Annotated in this window: 17 protein-coding genes; 11 read left to right on the top strand and 6 right to left on the bottom strand. The window is 52.9% G+C overall.

What is annotated here, in order from left to right:
* Window positions 1-2 precede the first annotated feature (2 nt).
* From BBD41_RS06690 to BBD41_RS06680, 3 genes are all read right to left on the bottom strand, one after another.
* Complete coding sequence (locus BBD41_RS06690) at window positions 3-494, bottom strand: cation:proton antiporter regulatory subunit (protein ID WP_099477077.1); 492 nt, start codon at window positions 492-494, stop codon at window positions 3-5.
* A gap of 204 nt (window positions 495-698) precedes the next feature.
* Complete coding sequence (locus BBD41_RS06685; RefSeq protein WP_099477076.1) at window positions 699-1,067, bottom strand: hypothetical protein; 369 nt, start codon at window positions 1,065-1,067, stop codon at window positions 699-701.
* Between the two features lie 178 nt (window positions 1,068-1,245).
* Window positions 1,246-1,437, bottom strand: a complete 192-nt coding sequence (locus tag BBD41_RS06680) for a hypothetical protein (RefSeq protein ID WP_077564822.1) — start codon at window positions 1,435-1,437, stop codon at window positions 1,246-1,248.
* A 186-nt stretch (window positions 1,438-1,623) separates the two neighbouring features.
* On the opposite strand from BBD41_RS06680, the gene BBD41_RS06675 reads away from it, so the two are divergent.
* The 5 genes from BBD41_RS06675 to BBD41_RS06655 all read left to right on the top strand — a co-directional run bounded on the left by BBD41_RS06675 (window position 1,624) and on the right by BBD41_RS06655 (window position 8,226).
* The gene (locus tag BBD41_RS06675) at window positions 1,624-2,229 is read left to right on the top strand and encodes a stalk domain-containing protein (protein WP_099477075.1); all 606 of its coding nucleotides are present in this window, start codon (window positions 1,624-1,626) and stop codon (window positions 2,227-2,229) included.
* Window positions 2,230-2,337: 108 nt separating this feature from the next.
* On the top strand, window positions 2,338-2,769 hold the full coding sequence (locus tag BBD41_RS06670) for a zinc ribbon domain-containing protein (RefSeq protein ID WP_077564824.1): 432 nt from the start codon (window positions 2,338-2,340) through the stop codon (window positions 2,767-2,769).
* 435 nt (window positions 2,770-3,204) lie between these two features.
* Window positions 3,205-4,764 carry an extracellular solute-binding protein gene (locus BBD41_RS06665; RefSeq protein WP_099477074.1) on the top strand — a complete coding sequence of 520 codons (1,560 nt, stop codon included), beginning with the start codon at window positions 3,205-3,207 and terminating at the stop codon, window positions 4,762-4,764.
* A gap of 27 nt (window positions 4,765-4,791) precedes the next feature.
* The gene (locus tag BBD41_RS06660; RefSeq protein ID WP_099477073.1) at window positions 4,792-6,606 is read left to right on the top strand and encodes a sensor histidine kinase; all 1,815 of its coding nucleotides are present in this window, start codon (window positions 4,792-4,794) and stop codon (window positions 6,604-6,606) included.
* Between the two features lie 3 nt (window positions 6,607-6,609).
* On the top strand, window positions 6,610-8,226 hold the full coding sequence (locus tag BBD41_RS06655; RefSeq protein WP_099477072.1) for a response regulator transcription factor: 1,617 nt from the start codon (window positions 6,610-6,612) through the stop codon (window positions 8,224-8,226).
* A gap of 1,491 nt (window positions 8,227-9,717) precedes the next feature.
* Here the strand turns inward: BBD41_RS06655 and BBD41_RS06650 are convergent.
* Window positions 9,718-9,954, bottom strand: a complete 237-nt coding sequence (locus BBD41_RS06650) for a DUF6953 family protein (RefSeq protein ID WP_007129311.1) — start codon at window positions 9,952-9,954, stop codon at window positions 9,718-9,720.
* Window positions 9,955-10,516: 562 nt separating this feature from the next.
* On the opposite strand from BBD41_RS06650, the gene BBD41_RS30460 reads away from it, so the two are divergent.
* The 5 genes from BBD41_RS30460 (at window position 10,517) to BBD41_RS06630 (ending at window position 20,074) form a co-directional block, all read left to right on the top strand.
* Window positions 10,517-10,639, top strand: coding sequence for a hypothetical protein (locus BBD41_RS30460; RefSeq protein WP_257790697.1), 123 nt, complete (start codon window positions 10,517-10,519; stop codon window positions 10,637-10,639).
* A gap of 994 nt (window positions 10,640-11,633) precedes the next feature.
* Window positions 11,634-12,620 (top strand): ABC transporter permease, encoded by a 987-nt coding sequence (locus BBD41_RS06645; RefSeq protein ID WP_077564828.1) that lies wholly within the window; start codon window positions 11,634-11,636, stop codon window positions 12,618-12,620.
* Between the two features lie 17 nt (window positions 12,621-12,637).
* Window positions 12,638-13,555, top strand: a complete 918-nt coding sequence (locus tag BBD41_RS06640) for a carbohydrate ABC transporter permease (protein ID WP_077564829.1) — start codon at window positions 12,638-12,640, stop codon at window positions 13,553-13,555.
* Between the two features lie 206 nt (window positions 13,556-13,761).
* On the top strand, window positions 13,762-15,306 hold the full coding sequence (locus BBD41_RS06635) for an extracellular solute-binding protein (protein ID WP_099477071.1): 1,545 nt from the start codon (window positions 13,762-13,764) through the stop codon (window positions 15,304-15,306).
* 130 nt (window positions 15,307-15,436) lie between these two features.
* Window positions 15,437-20,074 carry an S-layer homology domain-containing protein gene (locus BBD41_RS06630; RefSeq protein ID WP_099477070.1) on the top strand — a complete coding sequence of 1,546 codons (4,638 nt, stop codon included), beginning with the start codon at window positions 15,437-15,439 and terminating at the stop codon, window positions 20,072-20,074.
* A gap of 718 nt (window positions 20,075-20,792) precedes the next feature.
* On the opposite strand, the gene BBD41_RS06625 is transcribed toward BBD41_RS06630, so the two are convergent.
* Together BBD41_RS06625 and BBD41_RS06620 are read right to left on the bottom strand one after the other, a co-directional pair.
* Window positions 20,793-21,581: an aminoglycoside adenylyltransferase domain-containing protein gene (locus BBD41_RS06625; protein ID WP_077564832.1), complete on the bottom strand. Its 789-nt coding sequence runs from the start codon at window positions 21,579-21,581 to the stop codon at window positions 20,793-20,795.
* A gap of 431 nt (window positions 21,582-22,012) precedes the next feature.
* Entirely contained in the window at window positions 22,013-23,587 is a 1,575-nt protein-coding gene (locus BBD41_RS06620) for an FAD-dependent oxidoreductase (protein ID WP_099477069.1), read from the bottom strand.
* Window positions 23,588-23,956: 369 nt separating this feature from the next.
* Between BBD41_RS06620 and BBD41_RS06615 the strand changes: the two genes are divergently transcribed.
* Window positions 23,957-25,003, top strand: coding sequence for a pectinesterase family protein (locus BBD41_RS06615; protein ID WP_077564834.1), 1,047 nt, complete (start codon window positions 23,957-23,959; stop codon window positions 25,001-25,003).
* Window positions 25,004-25,035: the final 32 nt, after the last annotated feature.

Genomic DNA, 25,035 nt, shown 5'->3' with positions numbered 1-25,035 from the left:
CATCAACCACGTCCGTTCATCAAGATTTGCTTAAATAACCGCTGCTGCTGACGCTCCCCCACGACAACAAGCGTCGAATCGGGGGTAATGATTACGTCAGGGCCGGGATTGATTTGTTTGCTGTTTTTATCAACGGCTGCAATGACCGTCGCACCGGAGTGCTGACGTACGCCGAGATCGCCGATCGATTTGCCTGCCCCATAATAGTGGGGTTCGATGCGGTACCACTCGATGATCAGCTCATCGAGGGCCATATCAATCGTCTCGAGCGCTTTCGGTTTATAGGTAAGACCGCCAACAATGGCAGCTATTTGGCGGGCTTCATCATCATCCAAAGAAATCATAGAGATGCTTTCCTCCGGATCGTCATATTCGTAATGGTACATTTCGCGCCGGCCGTCATCGTGAATAATGACGACCAGCTTATCTCCTCCACGCGTATCAATGACGAATTTTTTACCGATTCCGGGTAAATCTGTTTCACGAACATGCATAGGCTAACATCCTCCTGAAAAAATCAATCCGATATTTTTATAAACTCATTTAGTAAGTCGAAATAAAGACAAAGAGACATGAGTGATGCCCAGGTTTTATGCACAGCATGAAATAAACCTAGGGATTGTTGACATTTAACACTAGGCTGAATATAACTTTATATTTATGGGAAATGGGCATGTTTAAAAGGAACGCGGTCCGGATCAGACTGCGAATCGGGAAGGACGGCTAACGTAAACCGATGTGTACTTAATGGGGAATAGAACCATAAGTCTGAGTCGACGCGGTATAATCGGCCGGTAAGGCAGACGAATTTTGGGGATACGCTGCATCAGGACGGCCGATAGCATGAAGAACACCGACTTGGAGCTGCCGGCGACCTTAAGCTTGGAGAGAATTTGCGAATGTTTCAGAACAGCGGCTTTCGGATTCATGCTATGCTTGTAAACATATCTCTCGTCCACAGTTTCATCGGTGTAATACTCTTGAACGGGAATGTAGAGAGCAAATGCCGTAATCAGCACAAGAATAAGCATCCAGATCGTTTTAACCAGCTTTAAGAAACGTTCCATGGGATTCCCTCCTTTCGACCCAAACTTTCTATATGTAATGATAACATAAAAATAATCGTTCTCAAAACGAGAACGATTATTTTTATTTCAACACTTTTACAGATCAATTGAAGTTTTGCCTGTATTTTTAATATATGGTGGATATAGGCTTGGGACTGGCTGAACGAGAGATGCTGTCTTATTTCTCACGGAGTTTATCGTAATTTTTCGTTTCAGGCTCCAAGTCCAAATCTTCCTCGTTTTCGTTTTCAAGCACGCCCAGGACGAGATCGTCCAGTTTGTCTGTAGCTGCTTGATCCGGACGGTCCGGTTCGGGAATCGGGTCCACGCCGGGAAATTTTCCGTCGTATTCGGGTTTGTCTTTGCTCATATCGGCCTCATTCCTTTCCGGCAATATTTTGGCACAAAGGGATCGGTTATATGTAACGATAAACCGCAAACCGGAAGGTGAAACGAAAGTCGTGATTTAAAAGATAAAGCTTTTGTTCTTTATATGAATCTTCTATATAGAATTATGCTAGAATGTTGAGGAATATTATCCCAGGAGGTCATTAAGTTGAAGAAAAAAATAGGGTTTGCAGCGATAGCATTGATTCTGTTGTCCAGCACGGTTGCTTCCGCACATCCTGGAAGAACGGACGCCAGCGGCGGGCATCATTGCTGGACGAATTGCGAGCGGTGGGGGTTATCGTATGGCGAATACCACTATCATAACGGAGGAAGCAGCTCCGGCAGCAAGTCTTCTTCCTCGAAGTCGACAACGCGCGCTTCGTCCAAACCGCAACCAAAACCAAAGGCTCCAACCTATGCAAAGTCGGATATTAAGGTATATGTTAACGGGAGTCTCGTGAAATTCGGAAGCCATCCGCTGATTTATAACCATACCAATTTGGTGCCGCTTCGTGAAATTGCCGAAGGTATGGGGGCCAAGGTGAGCTGGAACAAGGAAGTCGGGGCGATTGGCGTCCAACGGGGAACCCATAAAGTGACTTTGACCATCGGAAGCCGGACCGTATTCTATAACGGCAAGTCGGAATCCATAGCGGTAGCTCCCAAAGTTATCGATGGAGTGACTTATGTTCCGCTGCAGGTATTTGCCAGAGGTCTTGGCTCCAGCATATCTTACAATGCTTCTGACGGGATTGTAAGAATCACTTTTTAATCCGAGAACCATTGGAGATCCCTGTCGTTGGATGTTCATGATGCGGCATAGCGGAGATAAGCTATAATACAATGGATGGAGAACAGGTGAAAGGAGGGGATCGTTAGCTTGAGTTTTTTCGATAAATTCAAGGCCGGCGTGTCTGATGCCGGAAACAAAGCGAAAATTTTGGTGGAAGTCAATAAATTAAAGCTGCAGAACAGCGGCAAGAAGAGCGATATTAACGAGCAGCTTCTTGAAATCGGCAAGGCCGTATATGAGGCCGCCGAAGCGGGGCAGTGGCCCCCCGACCGGGAGAGCATCCAAGCCTATGTGGCGAAAATCCAGGAGCTGAAATTCGAAATCGAGCAAAATCAGCTGCAGATTGCAAACCTTACGGATGAAAAGGTATGCCGCAGCTGCGGGAATAGCTCGGCCATTAACGCCAAGTTCTGTTCTCACTGCGGCAAGACGTTCGAGGTGATTCAAGTTGGCGGGGAGCAGCCCGCCGACAGTCTCCCGCTGCTGGAGCAGCCAGGGAGCGAAGACGAAAGAAAATAAGGAAGCCCGCTCACTTTCGATGTTTCTTGTCGGAGAAGGGGCGGTCGGCTTCTTGAACTGCTTATAGAAATAGCCAGGGTCCCAATAACAAGGCGGTCCTGGCTATTTGGCTTATTTTCAGGTTCTTTCAGGTTCGTCGTCTTTGACAAGATCTGGACCTGCTTAACGCTTAACGTACAACGCACAACGCTTTGATGTAGTCGTTGATGCCCTCGATTGCCGTTCCTGACGATACGACTTGCGTATCGAAAGGGACGGCTTTTTCCTAGATCAGGCTAACCAACAAGCTTCGGGTTCCTCTGTTTTTTTGTCCGACGATCATTCTTCTAAAGAAAAAACAAAAAAGACCACTGCAGAAAAAATAACGATCTTACTCACAAAAAAATCGTTATATAGTAGTATTAGTTTACGAGATGAAGGGAGTGACAAGAACCTATGCCGATTAACAAGGCTTGTAAGAATGGGATTCAACGCGGCAAGGATAACGATCCAAGGCTGTTTGCTGGTAATGTTCTGTGGCTTCCTGTACTAGTATTTCTGATCCTTCTCGTCACCGGCTGTATGGATACGGGCGGAGCTAACGAGGAGCAGCCTTCGGGAGATCCGAAGGCAACGACGATCAACATCGTCATATCGAATCTCGGCATGACGTTTCCGGCCGGGATGGATGAGAATGACAACCGCTATTTGAATTACATCGAGCAGAACACCGGGCTGGATATCCAAGTCAACACCCCGCCGACGGAAGTGTACAATGAAAAGCTCGATGTCATTATGTCCTCCGGCAATCTGCCGGATATGCTCCACACCTATGAGCCGGTATGGTTTGACAACTATGTCAAGCAGGGGGCGTTCATGCCGCTGGATGAGCTGATCGACAAGTACGGTCCCCACCTGAAGGAGAAAATCCCGGCCGAGGTATGGGAACGGGTAAAATACGGCGGTAAAATCTATGCAATTCCGAGCCTGAACGAGGTGACGGGGGTAGAGCTGATGTACGCCAGAAAGGATTGGCTTGACCGCCTCGGCCTGGAGCCGCCCGAAACGCTGGACGAATATTACGAGGTGATTCGCGCCTTCGCCCAGGACGATCCGGACGGCAACGGCGTTCAGGATACGATCGGTCTCATCTTTACTTCCGATCTGGGCAGGTCATCGCCCTTCTTCGGCGCGTTCGGGACGCAGCTGAATGATACCTGGTTCGAGCGGGACGGACAGCTGGTGTACGGAAGCACGCTGCCAGAAACAAAGGAAGCGCTTGCATTTTTCGCAAAGCTGTACAGCGAGAACCTCCTGGACCGGGAGTTTCCCCTTAATCTGCAAAACAACCTGTTCGAAAAAATCGAAGACGGCCAGGTCGGGCTGTTCTCGGCGACGTGGTACGACACCCGGGGACCGATTGCAGCCAATATGAAAAAGGATCCGAACGCGGAATGGATTCCGCTTGAATACCCGATCGGGCCGGGAGGTCAGAAAGGGGTATACGGCAAGGATATTATTCGCGGGTATAACGTCATCCCGGCGGAATCAAAGCATGCGGCCGAGGTGATTCAGCTATTGGATTTCATCGCCAGCAACTACAAAACGCTGAAGCTTGGCTTCGAGAATGAAATCTGGTGGTGGCAGGACGGCAAGATTGTGACCGATTTTGCCCTCCATGACGAGCATTTGTATAGGGGGATATATCAATCGCTTGTGGATGTCCCTGACGAGCTGCTGTTCAAGGAACGGCTGGATTCGCTGGGAGACTTCAATCTGTATGACAATTTGCAGCGGATCACCCCGAATATTATGCCGAGTGCCTTCTACGGGGTACCTACGCCGGCCATGGGCAAATACAGCAAGAAGCTGGGCACCTTGGACGACGTGTTCACGAAGATCATCATGGGCTTGGAGCCCCTGGACGCATTCGATGAGTACGTGAAGCAGTGGAAGGAGCAAGGAGGAGATGAAATTACGAAGGAAGTGAACGAGTGGTATGCGAAACAAAAGTAATGGGCCCGGTCAAAGGAGGCCAATCGCATGATTGCAATGATTCGATGGATCCGGGACCGTTTCTCGCAAAATATCCAAACCCGCCTGACCGGCTATTTTTTGCTGATTCTGCTTCCGCTTGTCATCATCAGCCTCTTTGCGATCGAACGGTCAAGGGACATCCTGTATGAGCAGGCGGTCGAGCGGACGGAAATGGCGCTGTCCTCCGCGATGAATCACTTCGATCTGGCGCTGCAGAACGTCGAGGAAATATCGACCTTGATCGCAGCCGATCCGGCGATGAATGAAATGCTGAACAAGAACAGCACGGACTTTTCACCCCAGTCGATCGTCGATTTCTCCAGCATTCTGGAGCAGCTGTCGAATTCGGTATCCGTCAACCGTTATATATCCAACATCGCGATATATCACCAGGCCTCCAACCGATTTATCAGCACGCATTACGGCGGCAAAAAGCTGACCGGCGAACGGCAGCAGGAATGGCTCGTGGAGGCGGCAAGACGCAGCGGGACAGGGATTTCTTACGTGATGTCCGAGCTTCCGGTGACGGAGGGGGTCACCTTCGGCCAAATGACCAATACCGACAGCGTCTCCCTCATCCGGGCGATGGATTTGTATAACAACGAGAGGAATTCGAATCTTCTCGTCGTATCGTTCAATAAAAGCAAGCTGCTCAACATCATTAAAACACTGCTGCCTTCCGAGAACAGCAGGATTTCCCTACTGAATGAGCGAGGCGAAGTCGTGGTGGAGACCGGGAGAGCCCGAAGCCGGGATATCGCCGAGAAGGACATGACGGTTACGATCGATTCCGAATATTCCAACTGGCGCCTCGCCTTGGTGCAGCCGAAGGGCGAGCTGTACAAGGAGACGGACCAGCTGAGGTTGTTCACCGTGGCGATCATCGGGCTGAGCATCCTGCTTGCGATCATCATCTCCTGGGTTGTCTACAGCGGCATCGCTTCCCCGGTGCTGAAGCTGTCGCGGGGGATGAAGCGGCTTAGCAGCGGAGAACTCAATATTCATGTGGATACGAAACGGAAGGATGAGTTCGGATTCCTGATTCAGTCCTTCAATAAAATGGCGCTGGTCCAGAAGCATCTGATCGAGGATCACTACGAGCAGCAGCTGCGATTAACGACAACTGAGCTCAAGTTTTTGCAGTCTCAGATCAACCCGCACTTTTTGTACAATACGCTCGACTCGATCTATTGGATGGCCAAAAACTATGACGCGGACGAAATCAGCGAGATGGTGATGAATCTGTCGAAGTTCTTCCGCCTGAGCCTGAACAAGGGCCGCGAGGTGTTCACCATGGAGGAAAGCATCGAGCATCTGCATTACTATTTGCGGATTCAGCAGCTTCGCTTTATGGATAATTTTACGGTCGAATACCAGATCTCCGATGACAGCAAGAAGGTGCCGATCCTGAAGCTGCTGCTGCAGCCACTGGTGGAGAATGCGATTATTCACGGCATGGAAGGCAAAACATCGGGGGGAAGCGTCGTCATCTCCAGCTGGATTGAGAAAGGCCAGACCGTGATGATCCGGGTGGATGATAACGGACCGGGGATCGAACCGGATCGTCTGCGGTACATCCAGCATGAATTGGAGAAGATGGGTATGCGCAGCGTGCCCGCCTCCTCGCAGGATGAGGAGCATGTGAAGGATTTATTCGGTCTGCGCAATGTGCTGAGCCGGATGAAGCTGTATTACGGGAAGGAGGCGGAATTGTCGGTAACGAGCGTACGAGGCGAAGGTACGAGCGCGACGATCGCCATTCCATTGAATCGCTGCAGGGAAGACATGATGGAGAGCAATGCCCGAAAAGGAGAGAACTAAGCAATGAATCTGATCATCGTAGAGGACGAGCCAAGGCTGCGAAACGCGCTGGCGCATAATATCCCTTGGGAGAAGCATGACATTGAAGTCGTTGGATTGGCTGCGAACGGGCTGGAGGCGCTGGAGCTGGTCGGGAGGAAGAAGCCGGATATCATGCTGATCGATATTCAAATGCCCGAGATGGATGGGCTGACGCTGCTCCGGGAGCTGAAGGAGCGGCGGGAGATCGGCAGCTTGACGAAGCTGATTATTTTGAGCGGACACGATAACTTCGAATTTGCTCAGCTTGCGCTGGAGTACGGGGTGTCCAAATATTTGCTGAAGCCTGCCGGCGAGGAGGAAATCCTGGAGGCGGTGCTGGAGGCAAGACGCTCCCTTCGCAGGGACCTGGAGCAGTGGCAGCGCAAGGCGGCCCTCGAGCAGAAGTGGAAGGATAATCTCCCGCATCTGCAAAACCTGTTCTTCATTCAATGGGTCGGCGGAAAATATACGAAGGAGGACGTCCTGAAACGGAGCCGGGAGCTCTATATTCCGCTGCAGGAGCAGGACCGGATCGCCGTTGCCGTCGTCGATCTCGATCCCCTTTCCGAAGACGAGACCCGCTTTAAGCCGGGCGATATGGAGCTGCTGCAGTTTACGATGCTGTGCCTGGCCAAAGAGCTGCTTACGGATCCTTCCTGCTGGATCACCACCGATTCGAGCAATATGCTGCTGCTCGTGTTCGTCGTGGACGCCCAGCAGGACGGGAAGGACGCCATGCTGCGCATCAACGCGGAGGTATCGCGGCTTCTGTACTCGACGAAGGAGGTGCTCAAGCTGACCGCAAGCGCCGGCATTTGCGCTACCACCGGCGAGCTTGACGAGATGGGGCTGCTGTATGCGCAGGCCTGCCGGGCGCTGCAGGAGCGGGTGGTGTTCGGGCATGACCTGGCCATCCCGTACCGGGAGCCGCGGCCGGACGACGGTCAGGGGCAGGGGGTCATCGTACAGCCAAACCTGGAGAAGTCGCTTGAAATCGCGCTGGACACGGCCGATGTGGAGAAGGCGATGGAGGCCCTGAAGGAATTGTGGGACGACGTATTTACGAAGCCGGAATCCTCCGACGACTTCCATGAAGCGGTCCTCTACATGAACAGCTTCTTTACCCGGCTTATCCAGAAGCAGGGCTGGACGGTGAAAAAGGTGGTGGGCGACGATATCGTCTTCTTCCAAAACGTCAAGCTGCTCAGTACCAAAATGCAAACGTGGTCGCTCCTGGAGCGAACCGTCAAGCATATCACCGCCTTCATGAGCGAGCAGCGAAAATCGACCAGCCACCAGGTCGTAAAGGACATCTTGAACCTGGTGGAGGCCGAGATGGATCAGGATATCACCCTGCATATGGTGGCCGACCGGCTGTACGTCAACTCCTCGTATTTGAGCCGGCTTTTCAAGCAGGAGATGGGGGTGGCCTTCTCCACCTACGTCCTCGAGCGCAAAATGGAGCGGGCCAAATCCCTGCTGCAGGAAGGGGCGAAGGTGTACGACTGCGCGCGCCTGGTCGGGTACCGGGATGTCAGTTATTTTACCAAGGTGTTTCGTAAGTATTGGGGGGTTAATCCGGGTGAATTCAAGGGGTAGGGTAATGTGGGGAGGGATTGCTTTAATGCTTAAAGCGTCTGCTCCGCGTGCGTATCGCAGCTTAATCGCCGGGTGTCTGCAAAGATGAATAAGGTCCGCTCCGCGTACGTATCGCAGTTAATTCGCAGGATGTGGTCTGGATGAATAAGGTCCGCTCCGCGTACGTATCGCAGTTAAATCGCAGGGTGTGGTCTGGATGAATAAGGTCCGCTCCGCGTACGTATCGCAGTTAAATGGCAGGATGTGGTCTGGATGAATAAGGTCCGCTCCGCGTACGTATCGCAGTTAAATCGCAGGATGTGGTCTGGATGAATAAGGTCCGCTCCGCGTACGTATCGCAGTTAAATCGCCGGGGTGTTCTGGATGAATAAGGTCCGCTCCGCGTACGTATCGCAGTTAAATCGCCGGGTGTGGTCTGGATGAATAAGGTCCGCTCCGTGTACGTATCGCAGTTAAATCGCCGGGTGTGGTCTGGATGAATAAGGTCCGCTCCGCGTACGTATCGTTCCTTCAATCGCTGTTGTGGCTGAATTTCCTGGAATTATTAGTGAGCGTGGAAGAAATTCAGCCCCAAAGGCGACCGCTGCCGCTTTTCCGGAATCGATTCGTCCGCTGCGCTGGGTTCATGCAATGAAGGCAGCGTCCCTCCCACCTTGGTGGTGGGGAGGGGGGAAGGCGTAGCGCAGCAGAGCCTGCTGCTGTACTTGTTAGTTGCTCCGCGTACGTATCGTTCCTCCAATCGCTGTTGTGGCTGAATTGCCTGGAATTATTAGTGAGCGTGGAAGAAATTCAGCCCCAAAGGCGACCGCTGCCGCTTTTCCGGAATCGATTCGTCCGCTCCGCTGGGTTCATGCAATGAAGGCAGCGCCCCTCCCACCTTGGTGGTGGGGAGGGGGAAGGCGTAGCGCAGCAGAGCCTGCTGCTGTACTTGTTAGTTGCTCCGCGTACGTATCGTTCCTTCAATCGCTGTTGTGGCTGAATTTCCTGGAATTATTAGTGAGCGTGGAAGAAATTCAGCCCCAAAGGCGACCGCTGCCGCTTTTCCGGAATCGATTCGTCCGCTCCGCTGGGTTCATGCAATGAAGACAGCGCCCCTCCCACCTTGGTGGTGGGGAGGGGGGAAGGCGTAGCGCGGCATGGCCTGCTGCTGTACTTGTTAGTTACTCCGCGTACATATCGTTTCTTCAATCGCTGTTGTGGCTGAATTGCCTGGAATTATTAGTGAGTGTGGAAGAAATTCAGCCCCAAAGGCGACCGCTGCCGCTTTTCCGGAATCGATTCGTCCGCTGCGCGGGGTTCATGCAATGAAGGCAGCGCCCCTCCCACCTTGGTGGTGGGGGAGGGGGAAGGCGTAGCGCGGCATGGCCTGCTGCTGTACAATTAGACCGCTCAGGGTGTGATCACCTGAGCGGTTATTACGTGTGCATTGTGTTGGCAGGTTAAATAAAAAACCGACAGAGGGAATCCTCCACCGGTTCATTACACAATATGTTACGTCCAAGCCCATAAAAAGCCGTCCCGATCCCAAGCGATCCGACCACCGTGCAGCTTGCGGAACGCTTTTTTCACGTCTTTCGATAAGGACGGGTTTCCGTTTTCATTAACAAAAACGAATTGTTCCCCGAAATGCTCCTTTACGTACGCGATAGCGTCCTCTTGGCGCAAGGTTCCGGTGAATCGAATTTCTTTTACCATCCACTCGGCGACTTCCTGTGCTGTTGTTTCCAAGTGAAATCACCTCCGTTCAGTTACATATCATACCAAATAAATCACACCCAATGATAGGTTTATCTCATTCATTCGCAGTAGTTCGAACAAGTAAGGTTAGGGGCGGCAGCCATTTGTGAGAAAAATTACTGAAGAAAATGTGGTAAAACGATTTGTTAGAAAGCGATTCCTTCCGATTGCGAAGAAATCTTAACCACCCCGACCAAGAGCCGCTCAGGCGTGAAACCTGAGCGGCTCCCCCCACCCCCCAACCAGCAGGGGGGAGGGGATTTCACCAGCGAATCAACGACAGCATCCGCACCTGGAGAAAGCTTCAACGGAGCAGGCGGAATGGTGCTGTAGAAACGAAGTGTTCGCCTTTGTGCCTGGATTTCTCCCATTGGAAATATGAGTGCAAGAAATCCAGGCACAACAGCGATCGGAAGCAGCATCCGTATGCGAAGTGATGATTCCTCTCAGTAAGCAGCAACCGCAAGCGAAGTGATGATCCACTCCCAATGTCTGAAAGCACCATCCGCTCTCGGATTACAATGAATCTCCCCGACCAAGAGCCGCTCAGGACGTGAAACCTGAGCGGCTCCCCCCTCCCCCCAACCAGCAGGGGGAAGGGGATTTCACCGGCGAATCAACGACAGCATCCGCACTTGGAGAAAGCTTCAACGGAGCAGGCGGAATGGTGCTGTAGAAACGAAGTGTTCGCCTTTGTGCCTGGATTTCTCCCATTGGAAATATGAGTGCAAGAAATCCAGGCACAACAGCGATCGGAAGCAGCATCCGTATGCGAAGTGATGATTCCTCTCAGTAAGCAGCAACCGCAAGCTAAGTGATGATCCACTCCCAATGTCTGAAAGCACCATCCGCTCTCGGATTACAATGAATCTCCCCAACCAAGAGCCGCTCAGGCGTGAAACCTGAGCGGCTCCCCCTCCCCCCAACCAGCAGGGGGGAGGGGATTTCACCAGAATCAACGACAGCATCCGCACCTGGAGAAAGCTTCAACGGAGCAGGCGGAATGGTGCTGTAGAAACGAAGTGTTCGCCTTTGCGCCTGGATTTTTCCCATTGAAATATGAGTGCAAGAAATCCAGGCACAACAGCGATCGGAAGCAGCATCCGTATGCGAAGTGATGATTTCTCTCAGTAAGCAGCAACCGCAAGCGAAGTGATGATCCACTCCCAATGTCTGAAAGCACCATCCGCCTTCGGAGTGCAATGAATCTCCCCGACCAAGAGCCGCTCAGGCGTGAAACCTGAGCGGCTCCCCCCTCCCCCCAACCAGCAGGGGGGAGGGGATTTCACCAGCGAATCAACGACAGCATCACCTGGAGAAAGCTTCCACGGAGCAGGCGGAATGGTGCTGTAGAAACGAAGTGTTCGCCTTTGTGCCTGGATTTCTCCCATTGAAATATGAGTGCAAGATATCCAGGCACAACAGCGATCGGAAGCAGCATCCGTATGCGAAGTGATGATTCCTCTCATTAAGCAGCATCCGCATGAAAGTGATGCCTTTACCCCATTCCAGTCCAATAACCTCACACGCACATTACACTCCCCCCTGCTGAACACAACATCAGATTACCATAAATAGTAATGATCCTCGCCTACTCAGTCCCTCCGCCCGGAATTACAATGTGAAATAACCAAGGAGATTGAAAGACATAGAAAGGGGGAGACGATGATATGAAACCCGCAATCGAACCAACGAAGACGCCGGACGGTTCGGCAGCGCCGCGCATCCAGTCCAAACAGAGAAGAGGGTACTGGGGCAAGCTGGGGACCGATATTTGGAAAGAGTGGGATCTTTATTTGCTGCTCGTGCCGGGAATTTTGTTCCTGCTGTTGTTCAAATATACGCCGATGTACGGCATTACGATCGCATTTAAAGATTTCAACATATTCACAGGATTTGCCGATAGCCCGTGGGTGGGATGGAAGCACTTCGAGAAGCTGTTTACGTCGCCGGATTTTGCCCAGGTATTCAAAAACACGGTCATTATCAGCTTCCTGAAAATCGTCATCCTGTTCCCCCTCCCCATCATCATCGCCCTGATGCTGAATGAGCTGAGGAATATGATGTTTAAGCGCACGGTGCAGACCGTGATCTACCTTCCGCACTTTTTGTCCTGGGTTATCGTTGGCGGATTGTTCATCGATTTGCTCTCGACGAATGGCGGGATCGTAAATAAATTGCTGGTCAGCATGGGCATGGAGCCGATCGCCTTTTTCTTGGACAACAGCGTATTCCGGAGCGTGCTCATTACGTCGGCGGGCTGGAAGGAAACGGGCTGGAGCACGATCGTCTATCTGGCTGCCTTCACGATGATTGATCCGATGCTGTACGAAGCGGCCAAAATCGATGGAGCCGGAAGATGGAAGCAGCTGTGGCATATCACGCTGCCCGGTATCGCGCCGATCATTATCCTGATGTTCATCCTCCGCCTCGGCAATGTGCTGGAGGCCGGAACCGAGCAGATTCTCGTCATGTACAACCCGGTCGTGTATCAGGTATCCGATGTCATCGGAACCTACGTTTACCGGATGGGTCTAGGCAACCAGGATTACAGCTTCTCCACAGCGGTCGGGCTGTTTGAAGCGGTGATCTCCTTTACGCTCGTGATCGTCGGGAACGCGATGAGCCGAAAATACTTGCAGCGCGGGATTTGGTAAAGAAAGGGTGGCATGAAATGGATCATAAACAAGCACTGGAAGGAACCAACACCACCCGGGGCGTCATCAAGATGTCTCTGTCGGAAAAATGCTTCAACATTTTCAACTACGTCTTTTTCATCGTGATGGGATTGACGACATTGCTTCCGTTCGTGAACCTGATCGCCAAATCGCTGAGCAGCGAAGGGGCCGTCATTTCAGGCAAGGTGGGTTTGCTGCCGGTCGGCGTTCAGTTTGAAACGTATAAATATGTGCTGCAGGATTCGTTGTTCCTGAACTCGCTGAAAAATTCGATCCTGCTGACCATCGTCGGAACGGCCTGCAGCCTGCTGCTGACGACGATTACAGCTTACCCGCTATCCAAATACCGGCTGCGCGGACGGAAATGGCTGCTCTTGATGTTCGTGTTCACGATGCTGTTCAGCGGCGGTCTCATTCCGACGTACCTCTTGATGCAGAACTTGAACCTGGTCAACACGTTCCCGGTATTATTCCTGCCGGCCATGGTGAATGTGTATAACATGTTAATTATCAAAAACTATTTCGAAGGGCTGCCGGACTCGCTGGAGGAATCGGCCAAACTGGACGGCGCGGGCAATATCCGGATATTGGTCTCCGTCATCCTGCCGCTGTCCCTTCCGGTTATGGCAACGATTGGATTATTCTTCGCGGTTGCCTTCTGGAACGATTATTTCGCGGCGATGATTTATATCACCGATCCGGGACTAAAGCCGATGCAGCTGTATTTGAAGGAACTGCTCGTTTCCTCCAGCGGGGATTTTCTGAAGGATAACGTGGATGCAGCGATAAATACGACCCCGCAGTCCATTCAAGCCTCTTCGATTCTGCTCGCCACGATTCCGATTTTGCTCGTATATCCTTTCCTGCAAAAGTACTTCGTAAAGGGTGTGCTGGTCGGTTCGGTAAAAGGGTGATTTCAGAAAAGGATGTCATCAAAAAAAGAGTACTCCGGGGAATGGATGGTTGCTGCACGATGATCAGCGTCGACGCTCGGACGACAAGCCATGTCAGGAAAAGAACGACTTCAAGAAATGGTTGATTCCTGGGACCGTAAAGGTGGTGATGCTTCAACTTGCTCTGGTGCTGGATCTGTTGAGTACAATTACAAGGAGGGTTATCCATGATTAAGAAGAAAAAATCCGCTGTGCTTACCGCGATTCTCGGCTTTACGCTGGCATTGTCCGCCTGCGGTGGGGGAGGCGGAACGGGGACGAACACGCCGTCGGCGACACCGTCCGATCCGCCGGCCACGACTCCTGCGGAGAACGGCGGCGATAAAGGAACTCAAGGGGGCGAGAAGCCGGGACTGCGCATGATCATGCAGTACGGATTGTTTGACCCGAAGACCGAGTATGTAGCGAAATATATCGAAGAGCGAACCGGCTACAAAGTGGAGTATGAGCTGCTTCCGGCCGAGAACGCGGATGAGAAGCTGAACCTGCTCGTATCGAGCAAAGACAATTATGATCTGGTGAAGCTGAATGCCCCCCAGTTCTATAACCTGGCCTCTGCCGGAGCATTGGAGCCGATTGACGAGCTGCTGGAATCCCACGGCAATTATATTACGCAATCGATCAAACCAGAGTCTTTTGGAAGCGCCACCATCGACGGGAAGATCTACGGTATTCCTGAAACTGGTTCAGGGGTAAGCGTTGGTGAAGCGTTAGTGGTCAGACAAGACTGGATGGATGAATTGGGGCTGTCCACGCCTACGAACACCGATGAGCTTTATACTGTGCTGAAGACGATTAAAGAGAAGAAAAATGTCATACCGCTCACAATGAGCAAAGAGTCCGCTTCTCTTTATGGCGACATCGCTACGACTTTTGGCATTTTGACCGATTGGAAGGAAGTCGATGGCAAGTTGGTTCACCGTGCTGAACAGCCAGAGATGAAGGAATATATTACGTACATGAATAAATTGTACAAAGAAGGTCTGTTGGATACCGAAATGCCGGTTAATACGGCTCAGAAATCGATCGAGAAATTCTCAGGTGGTAAAGCAGCGATGTATAAGCTTGCCTGGTGGAATGCCGGAACGACAATTGCCGCGCTGAAGAAGAACTTCCCAGAGGCAAAAACGAGTGTTATCCCTTATCTGAAGGGGAAGGACGGTAAAGCGGTTGTCGGCGCGAAAGCCAATACGACCTGGTATATCGCAATCCTGAAATCCTCGAAGAACAAGGAAGCGGCCATGGATTTCCTGAATGCCAAGATGGAGCCGGAGACGTTCAAGGGCATCGCGATCGGCGAGGAAGGCGTGCACCATGAAGTGAAGGACGACAAATACTATCCGATCCTGCCGAAATTCAATGACGACCTGAACAATGCCAGCGCCTTCCTGACCGGGGTGGATGAAGAGAAATACCCAATATATTGGCAGGCTCGCGTCCGCAAAGATCCGATCCTGCAAGAGCATTTCGAAACCTTCCAGAAAAATGCCGAGGGCCTAATCGTTGTAGATCCGATGTCGCCAGCCCCGCCGATCGACGCGGTATCGAAGAATTTCCTGAAGCTGACGACGCTGCTGGATGACAATGTGCTGCAATTCATTTCGGGAGCGAAGCCGATTGATTCCTATGATCAATTCCTCGCACAGTGGAGAGCGGAAGGCGGAGCCGATATGGTGGCCGCAGCCAATGAATGGTTTCAATCGACGAAGTAAATGATGGAGTGAAAAAGCAGTTGCATAGCGCGGCTGCTTTTTCACAACTTTTAGAAAGGAGGTGTTGCTAAAAAAGTGGTGCTTCAACAAGCAGGAAATCTTAATATGCGATGAAAGGTGGTAACTGTTAATGAATCGTATGTTTCGGAGGAGGCTGTCTTTGCTGCTCGGCCTTTCGCTGATCTTCTCTTTGCTGGCTCCTGCGGCGATGCCGCTATATGCCGATACCGTCCCGGGCGATCCGGGAGGGGGCGGGGCGAGTCCTGAGCCCGTCACGTTCGTGGCAAAGGATGGAACCGAGCTGGAGTTGACCGACATTAATGTCAGCGGCGCTTCGCTGGAAGGAAAGAACGATTATTTGGCGCTGTATACCAGCGGCTCCGGGGTCACCAACGCGGTATATGACAAGGAAATCTGGGTGCCGACGCTGCATGTCGCCGTCGCTGTGGATGCAAACGGAACAGTGCAGACGGTGGTAGGTCCGGATAGCGATCCTCCTACAGGGTGGGACCCGGATATGCGTTTGCCGGTACCGGAAGGCGGGTATGTGGTCCTGACGGGGAAGACGGCAGACTGGGATACGTCTACGTACCAAAAAACGCTGTTCCAGCATTTCCGGGAAGGCGAGCAAGCGACGCTCATGCGCGCAGGAGCTGAGGTCAAGGCCGGGGACTTCCTGCCGGATCCGCCAGGACCGGATCCCGATCCTTTGCCTCCGGAGCTGTATCTGATTACGGAGGACGGTATGCTCGTCGATATCCCTGTCGTGGAGGTAGCGGGCTTTGTGGCTAACCTGCCGGCAGATCAGGATGCCGTCGTTACCGTGGACGGCGAGGAAGCCGAGCTGTCGGCGGAAGGAATGTTCCGGATGAACGTGTATCTGGAGCCTGGGGCCAACCCGATCACCGTAAAGCTGATCATCGGCGGGAATGAGCTGGCTTCGACGAAGATAAACGTGGTTTATGAGCCAATCGAAAATCAAGATTATATCGAGGTCGAAGCGGCCCCGAAGGATATTACGATCGACATTGAGGGTCCGCGCAAGAAACTGGACTATATTGATAAAGATGTAACCGGTATCCCGAACATCGTGGCTTTGTTTACGAGGGACTTCGGCACGTCTATCACGGTTCCGCAGACGAATGTCGCGGTTCAGGTGGATGCCAACAACCGGGTGCTGCAGGTCATCAACCCTTCCATCAACGGCAAGCCGCCGGTGTGGACGGGGCCGACGGAGCTTGAAATTCCCGAAGGCGGCTACGTGCTGATGGCACAGGACAACAGCTACACTGGCAACAACATCAAGCGTTATTTGGCCGAAAATTTCAAGGTGGGAGACGTTATCAAGCTGCGCAAGAACGGCGAGGTCGTTCAGGTGCGGGATCTGATGAGCGGCAACGGCGCCATTGCCCGGCTTAAGCTCGATAACGCGCAGATGTATACAGTGACGGAGGGCAGTACGGTCATATCGGGCAAGATCGACAACATAGACGACGTGAATGCGATCAAGCTGCTCGTGAACGGGACCGAGGTTCCTTTTGGTGCAGACGGCACGTTTACGTACAATTATTCGCTCACCGCCGGCATTAATTATATCGAGGTTCTGGTGCTGAAGAACGGGATTGAACAGGATAAGCAGGAGCTTGCGGTGTTCGCAAGACCGGGCTTTTCGTCTGAGAAAGAAGTCATTCTCTGGGTTGACCAGGCATCGAATGTGCGGAAATTCCAAAGCAGCGAGCAAGTCCGGGAATTCCTGGAGAGAGCCAAGGATACGGGCGTTACTTCCATCGCTTTGGACGTGAAGGGCGTGGAGGGCTATGTATCGTACAAAAAGAACGACCTCACGGGAAGGCCTTACGTCAGCGAGATCAAGGCGCCGGAGAAGGCCGGAGCAAGCCCGGATCTCGATCTGCTGCAGGAATTCATCGATCACGGCCATGCGCTGGGATTGAAGATTCATGCGGCGATCAATGTATTTGCCGAAGGCTCGATCGCTCATAATGAATACGCCGTGCTCAACGATCATCTGGACTGGGAGGAGCGCGTCTACTTCGCGGAGAACAACGGCGAGATCAAGCGCCTTCGGGAAAGCAACAAGCAGGGGCTCGTCGCTTTTGTCAATCCGGCCAATGACGAGGTCCGCGATTACCAGCTGAAGACGTTTGAGGAAATCATCAAAAACTATGACGTGGACGGCATCGTTCACGACCGCAGCCGTTACGATAACGAGGGGGCTGATTTCAGCGAGGAAACTCGCGTGAAGTTCGAGCAGTTCCTCCAGGCCCAAGGCAAGCAGTTGACCAATTGGCCGAACGATATTTTTTACTATGAGAACAATGTGCGGGTATATGGTCCGCTGATTCAAGAATGGTGGGAATTCCGCTCCGGAACGATCCAAAGCTTCTTCCGGGAGGTAAAAGAGCTGGCGGATTCCTATGAGGCTACCAAGGGCAAGACGATCCAGGTGTCCTCTTACGTCGGCTCCTGGTATGAAACCTATTACTTAAACGGCGTGAACTGGGGCAGCAAAAACTTCAGGTACCATCCTGCGCTCGGCATGCCGGACGAATCGGTGTATACGCCGGATTATTATGAGACGGGATACATTGAGTATCTGGATTTCCTCATGATCGGGGCTTATCAAACGACCAGTCAGGAGATTCAGAAGTACATTACGCTCGGCAATATTGTGACGAACGGGGAGATTCCGCTGTATGCAGGAATCGCCATGAACAACGTGCAGGCGCCAGCGGTGCAGCGGGAAGTATTCCAAGCCGGATTGAAGAATACGAACGGCCTGATGCTGTTCGACGCCTCCCAGGTCAACTGGCCGATCGCCAAGGCAGCGCTGCAGGACCGGGAATGGGTGAAGGACTACCAGCTCGGGATGAGCTTGCCGAATAGCCCGGATACGTTCCTGGAAGGCAACTATTATAATGTCAACCGCATTGAAGGGAACATCAACGTCATGACCGAGGCCTTCGGCTATTCTACGGGCACCAACCGGTTTGGCGTCGAGGTCGTTGTCGATAATACCGGTCAGGTTACGAAAGTCGTGAACCGCAATCAGGCCATCAAATGGAGCTGGGGATCACCGGAGGAGAACAACAGCGTCATCCCTCAGGGCGGCTTCGTCATATCCACGCTGGACCCGTCCGGCACGAGAACGCTGCGTCAGCTCGTGGCGAACGCCTACAATACGGGTGATCAGGTGCGTTCCGCGGTATTAAGCGGACTGATGGATGATGAGGGGAAAGAGACACGGGACAGCCAGCTTCAGCTCGAAGGTCAGGTCGAAGTTCTTGGACCCGGCAAGGCTACCGTAAATGTAAACGGCGGCGAAGCGTCGGTGTCCACAAACGGAAAATTTACGGCTGCAGTTCCGCTGGCAACCGGCGTCAACTCGGTTACGGTCGACGTGTACGTTGACAACTATAAGACCAACAGCAAAACGTTCGAGGTGATTCGGACATCAACGGGAGGCGGGGGCTCGAACCCTGGTAACCCTGGAAATCCGGGAGGCGGATCCGGTGGAGAGCCTCCGATTCCTCCTAAACCGGAAGAGCCGCGCCTAAACATCAAGAAAGAGACGGGCGCGGACGGACGGACCGTTGTGACAGCTGATGCGAATGAGAAGCGGATGCTGGCGGATATTGAACAGCTGCGCAAGCAAACAGCGCCGTCTCGTGTGCTTGCGTATGCATTCGACGAAGCGGCGGATTCCATCGTGCTGAACTTGCCGGCAAAAGGCATAAGCACAGCTGCAGCGGAGCTGCAAGGCGGCTCTATCACAGTGGAATCGACCTTCGGCAAGCTGGAGCTTCCAATTCAGGTGCTGCGGGAAATGCTGCAGCAGCAGGGGAATGCCGATACGCTTCAGATTCGGGTCGGCAGCGCCGCGAAAGCGGAGGAGGATGCGATCAGCAAAGCCTTACGGCAGGGAGCTTCCAAGCTCGGTGCATCCCTTGAGCTTTCCTTTGCCTGGAAACAGGGGGATACGGTGAAGCCGATCACTGCTTGGAAGGGGGCGCCGGCCAAGTTCACCAAGCCGCTGTCGGGAAGTGCCAACGCATCTGCTACATCGATTCTGAGATGGGATTCGGCTGCCGGTAAACTTTATTTCGTACCGGCGATAATCAGACCGGCCCATGCGGAGTTCAGATTCCGGGAAAGCGGAATTTATACGGCTGCCGCATATGAAAAGACGTTTGCGGATGTGAAGAATCACTGGTCCAATGAAGACGTCTCGCTGCTTGCCTCCAAGCACGTCATCGAAGGGCTCAGCGAGTCCCGGTTCGGTCCGAATGAGCAGGTAACGAGGGCCCAGTTTACGGCAATGCTCGTTCGGGCGCTCGGGCTGAAGGAGCAGGCGGACGATGCCGGCTTCCGGGACGTCGGGGCGGACGCTTGGTATGCTTCAGCTGTAGCGACGGCCGTGGAGCATGGATTGATTGAAGGCTTCAACAGCGGCGAGTTCAGACCGAATGACCGAATTACGCGGGAGCACATGAGCGTGCTGCTCGTCCGCGCAATGAAGCTAGCCGGAACCGAACTGGAGGCCGTTGATCCAGGCTCGGTGCTGGAGGGTTTCAAGGACCGTGACAGCATTGCGGGCTGGTCCGAGGAGGCGGTGTCGGCCATCGTGCATTCGGGCATTATGAAGGGACGCGGGTCCGAACGTTTTGCACCGGATGCCGAGTCTACCCGTGCCGAGGGCGCTGCCGTCTTGGCCAGAATGCTGGAAATGGCAGGTTATATGAACCGCTAATTTTCTTCAGGAGTCTGCGGAGGTGACCAGATAGCAGGTTGCCTTCGCTAGCTTCTCTATAGTACAGAGGACGAGAGGCAAACTGGAGCAGTACAACAGACCAAGTGGCGCATTCGGCAACCCCACTGCTGATCTAACACGGAGGCGTTGGCTTATTGGGTGTGGGAAATTCTTGAGCATCCCCGCAACTGCTAGAATTAAAGGAAATTCTCCCCCAGGTTAAGACCTGGGGGAGAATTTTTTGTGCCCGGGCATAACGAGCCGAGTATTAACGAGTGAATACGAAGGAAGCAAGGCATAATGAGCCAACGCATACGAGCCGACACATATGGAACCAACGCATACCGGGCTAACACATAACGAGCCAACGCATACAAGCCGACACATATGGAACCAACGCATACCGGGCTAACACATAACGAGCCAACGCATACAAGCCGACACATATGGAACCAACGCATACGAGCTAATGCATAACGAATTAACACATAACGAATTAACACATAACGACCCAACGCATTAACGAGTCAATGCGAACGAATCAACGCGTAACCAGTCAAGTACAACATGTAACCGCTATGTATTACCCTACAGCATTACATTACAGCAAGGCTACAGGTCGTAACCCGATCGCTGGTACGAACCGTCGCATCATGATTCTCCGCTCCGTATTGGATCGCGTCATAAAACGGATCATCCCAAATGTGCAGCCTGCAGCTCAACGCTCTAGCCCAGTGGACGATCCGCCTTCGACGGCGAGGGTAATTTCGCCGAGCATGTACTCGGCGAAGCCAACAAGCCCGGCATTATCGATCACAAAAGCGTCATTTGCACCAGCGTATTCGTGAAGCGCATGCTTCACGATGGGGCGGTACTCCGGGGGAAGTATGTCCAAGCCCCATTTACCACCTTCCTGTTTGGACGAGACGACACCCTCTTGGAGGTAGTGCAGCACCCGGCACAGATTGAGCGTATAGTACAGCGGAGATTTGTTAATTTCCTGTACGGCTTCGCGAACATCATGGAGGAGCGCTTGTACAACATATGTCCGGTCGATCGGCCTGAACATCTCGCGAATCGGCATGCCGTACAAGGTCCGTCCCCGATGGTATATCACCGTGTAATGAGCGGCCAGATCGGGGTCGCCGAATCCGCCGCAGAAGTGATTCTCATCGGCGATATATTTCTCGCGGTGAAAGTCCGAGTAATGAAATTCAAATGGCGGCGGATAGACGAAGTCCCGGATGCTCGATGCAAGCACGGCGCTCAGCTCAAGCCCCCGCCCGCTCAGAAGATTGTCTTGAAAAGCGATGATTCGTTTGGCTAGCCGCTTCCATTGCTCCTTTGAACATGTTTGATGCACCACGAGCAGCAGGTCCACATCGCTTTTTGCCGGGTTGAAGCAGCCCATAGCCAAGGATCCATGCAAATAAACCCCGGCCAGATTGTCGCCCAGCTCATGGACAAATAATTCGACGGCTTGCTCCAATACGACTGTCATATCCATACGTGATCCCACCTTCGGGTATATAGTTGTATATTATTTTGTGGGATATCCCCCCGTCAATGGAATGAAAGCTTATAAGAATTCTGTGCGCCTTGACCAGGTCAATGATTCGTACAGTAACCAAACTGAGTCAGATTCAGGTCAGATCATTCTCTTGCAGGAGATGATAGGTTCGGCAGCAATGATAGCAGTTGTTCGGCCCATTACCTACAGATAAAATTAAGGGGAAAGTGGTAGGGCCGGTAGGTCTTAAAAAAGCTAAAGAAAAAGCGGTAGTTCAAATTAAAATAGCGTGGAACCAAGACTCTATCCCGTGCCTTAGTTCCACGCTTTTTTTGCTTTCAAAGCTCCAAGTTACTCAATTCGCATTCAATAAAACCTTGAGCACCAGCTCTACGTGTTTTCACCAACAATTCCTTACACCGAATTCCTTATACCGGGCGCAGCGCCGGCCATTTCAGCTCGATTCCTTCACTCGTCAGCCTTTGCTGGAAATCGGCCAGCGTTTCCTCGTTGTTGCGTACGTTCGTAGGGAGGAGGCCGTGATCCAGGCAATAGCTGACGCAGTAGCCGGCAGCTTCCCCGATGTTCCATTCTACAGGGTGAAGGCGATAGCAGCCGTTCGTAATGTGGGTAACACCGATGTTCTTGCTGGCGGCCAGCACATTGGTCACCCGTTTCGGGATCAGGCTGCCGAGCGGAATTTGAAACGGCAAGGACGAGATGTCAATATACGGGCGATTGCCCGTGCTTGGATGAAGGTCAATCCGGTAGCAGCCGATGCCAACGGAATCATGGAACTCTTCCGCCGTTCCGCTTGGCCTGGAATCGGTGGCCACATGCTGCTCCAGGACGGTAAATTCGGCCTGAATGCGTCTGGATTCCCGGATATACGGATACATCGCCATGCCATCCTCCGTGCCGACAACATCCGGACGTAGACGCAGTCCCGGATAGCCTTGCCCTCCGTCCGGCCGCGGCGCCTCCGTCTGAAGCCAGTACAGGAGGGACAGACTCAGCTGCTTCGCCTCGTTTAAATGGCGTGCCGCCTCTTCCTCGGGAACGTCGATAATGGATCCAAGCCAGTAATCATTCTGCGGCCAGTTGACGAGCGATACCGAGGTGTCGAAGGTCCCTTCCGCGAAGTGCCCCGGGTCCAGGATCTGACGGTATTGATACAGCGGGAATTTGCCGTGACCAGGAAATATTTCATAATCGACCGGCTCGTTCGTGGAGGGCTTTACCGCTGTCAGACTGAGCAGACGGTCCGGCCAGAAATCCGGCTTGTACTGACGCCAGAAATCATACATTTGCGGTTTTTCGATCGTATGGTCTTCGCCCTCCAAGTAATCCACGGCGAAGCAATAGGTGAAGCCTTGCATATCCTGCGGCAGCGCTTCTCCGTTCACCGCATGGGGCTCGCCGGTCTGCTCCACGGATTCGGCTCCGGTCACATACTCGATTCCGGCCAGCGGAAGCAGGTCCCCGAGCTCTGTTGCATCGATGAAATAAGGGGCTTGAAGGATGATGCGATCCCCGGTCTCAAGCAGCTTGACCGTTACACTCTTCACCTGGTCGCCGTCAACTTCAGCCTGTTCGGCTACCGATTTGTACAGAATCTTGATTTTGCCGCTGTGAACGTAAGGCGCCAGCATTTGGTGCAGCACGGCCAGCGCGGTGCGGGGCTCGTGGCACAGCCGGCTGACGATGCCGCTGCCCGGATTGAGATTCACCGTAGCTCTTGCCTTGGGAGTCATCGGGAAATGATCCCGGTAGTACTGCCGGACACCTTCACGAAACTGTCGATAGCTTCGGGTGCATCCGAATGACTCGATCCACGGATGTTCGTCCGGGGGGACGGCCTGGCTAGTCAGCTGCCCGCCGATCCATGTGGTTTCCTCGGTTATGATGACGGTTTTTCCGGATTTGGCGGCGGCGAGGGCGGCGGCCGTTCCGCCTGTTCCGCCCCCGAGAATAACGATATCGGCCTGCATTTCTCGGTTCATGGCATAGATCTCCTTTGGTTGGATGGACATCGTCCAGCTTTTAAAGAATACTATTTTCATTGTAGAAGCACAGCCGGCTGAAAAGTACCGGACGGAGGTGACCTTTTTTGGTAATCTGATGTGTTTTTAGGAATAATCATTAGATTTGGGCTCCGCGGCACAGGGGTTCATTCGGGTGTCAGGACATGGGCTTATCCAGGGATTGTATGCGGAATGCACGAATCTCTACTATGATAAGGATATCGATAATTAGAATATAAATGATAACGATATCGAGAATTTCCCCCGAGAAAACCATTTAGGGAAGGGAATAACGGTTTGCGACGGAGGGATACGGGGTGATTGAAAATGTCAGGGGAGGGCAAGAGCATGAGGATATTGCCGGAACAAGAGAAGCAGCGCCTGATTACGGTAGCGCCCGATGGAAGCGGGGATTATCGCAGCATTCAGGAAGCCGTGGACCATGCGCCGAGCGGAACGGCTGAGCAACGAACCGTCATCCATATCCGCGATGGCGTGTATAAGGAGAAGCTCCATATTGAGAAGCCCTTTCTTTATCTCGTAGGGGAAAGTGCCGAAGGAACCATCATTACATATGACGACTACGCCAGAAAGACGTTCCCTGACGGCAGTCCGTACCACACCTTTAACTCCTACACCGCTTTGTTCGGAGCGGACGATCTGACGGTCGAGAACATGACGGTAAGAAATGACGCCGGCCGGGGCGAGCTTGTCGGACAGGCGCTGGCCGCCTATGTGGACGGCGACCGCATCCGGTTCCGGAATTGCCGCCTGATCGGACATCAGGATACGCTGTTTACCGGTCCGCTGCCGGATAAACCGCTGAAGCGGGGCAGCTTCGGAGGACCCCGGGACGGTCTGCGTAAGGCAGTCGGGCGCCAGTGGTATGACGGCTGTTATATCGAGGGGGACGTCGATTTTATCTTTGGCTCGGCGACAGCCGTATTTACGGACTGCGAAATCTTCTCCCGCAACCGTCTGACCGCGGACAATCTCCCTAACGTGGAGCGGCATCCGGAGATTAACGGCTGGATTACGGCCGCATCCACGCCGGAAAGCAGCCCGTACGGCTATGTGTTTATCCGGTGCAGGCTGACGGGCGATGCGCCCGCGGGCTCCGTGTATTTAGGCAGGCCATGGCGCAATCACGCGAAGGTGGCATGGATCGACTGCTGGATGGGAGCGCATATTCGAGCCGAAGGCTGGGACAACTGGAACAAGCCGGAGAGCGAAGCAACCGTGACCTATGTGGAATACGGTTGCCGCGGTCCCGGAGCAGACCGGCAGCACCGGGTATCCTGGTCGGGCACGCTGCCGGATGAACAAGCCGATCAATATACGCTAGGCCGCATCTTCGAGCAGGGAGCTCCTTGGAGTCCGTTTTCAGACTCGTAATTGCCCGAATCGAAGTAAAGAAGGAGGGATGA

This window comes from Paenibacillus ihbetae, assembly GCF_002741055.1.
In the GTDB taxonomy this organism is placed as follows: Bacteria; Bacillota; Bacilli; order Paenibacillales; family Paenibacillaceae; genus Paenibacillus_AQ; species Paenibacillus_AQ ihbetae.
The sequence above is the reverse complement of the archived record's forward strand: the minus strand, read 5'-3'. Positions and strand labels throughout refer to the sequence as shown.

What these genes read in the sequence shown, in the direction of transcription:
- BBD41_RS06665 (WP_099477074.1), top strand. Translation starts at nt 3,205, where the DNA reads ATGCCGATTAACAAGGCTTGTAAGAATGGGATTCAACGCGGCAAGGAT.
- BBD41_RS06620 (WP_099477069.1), bottom strand. Translation starts at nt 23,587, where the DNA reads ATGAACCGAGAAATGCAGGCCGATATCGTTATTCTCGGGGGCGGAACA.
- BBD41_RS06630 (WP_099477070.1), top strand. Translation starts at nt 15,437, where the DNA reads ATGAATCGTATGTTTCGGAGGAGGCTGTCTTTGCTGCTCGGCCTTTCG.
- BBD41_RS06685 (WP_099477076.1), bottom strand. Translation starts at nt 1,067, where the DNA reads ATGGAACGTTTCTTAAAGCTGGTTAAAACGATCTGGATGCTTATTCTT.
- BBD41_RS06660 (WP_099477073.1), top strand. Translation starts at nt 4,792, where the DNA reads ATGATTGCAATGATTCGATGGATCCGGGACCGTTTCTCGCAAAATATC.
- BBD41_RS06680 (WP_077564822.1), bottom strand. Translation starts at nt 1,437, where the DNA reads ATGAGCAAAGACAAACCCGAATACGACGGAAAATTTCCCGGCGTGGAC.
- BBD41_RS06690 (WP_099477077.1), bottom strand. Translation starts at nt 494, where the DNA reads ATGCATGTTCGTGAAACAGATTTACCCGGAATCGGTAAAAAATTCGTC.
- BBD41_RS06640 (WP_077564829.1), top strand. Translation starts at nt 12,638, where the DNA reads ATGGATCATAAACAAGCACTGGAAGGAACCAACACCACCCGGGGCGTC.
- BBD41_RS06645 (WP_077564828.1), top strand. Translation starts at nt 11,634, where the DNA reads ATGAAACCCGCAATCGAACCAACGAAGACGCCGGACGGTTCGGCAGCG.
- BBD41_RS06625 (WP_077564832.1), bottom strand. Translation starts at nt 21,581, where the DNA reads ATGGATATGACAGTCGTATTGGAGCAAGCCGTCGAATTATTTGTCCAT.
- BBD41_RS06655 (WP_099477072.1), top strand. Translation starts at nt 6,610, where the DNA reads ATGAATCTGATCATCGTAGAGGACGAGCCAAGGCTGCGAAACGCGCTG.
- BBD41_RS06615 (WP_077564834.1), top strand. Translation starts at nt 23,957, where the DNA reads ATGAGGATATTGCCGGAACAAGAGAAGCAGCGCCTGATTACGGTAGCG.
- BBD41_RS06635 (WP_099477071.1), top strand. Translation starts at nt 13,762, where the DNA reads ATGATTAAGAAGAAAAAATCCGCTGTGCTTACCGCGATTCTCGGCTTT.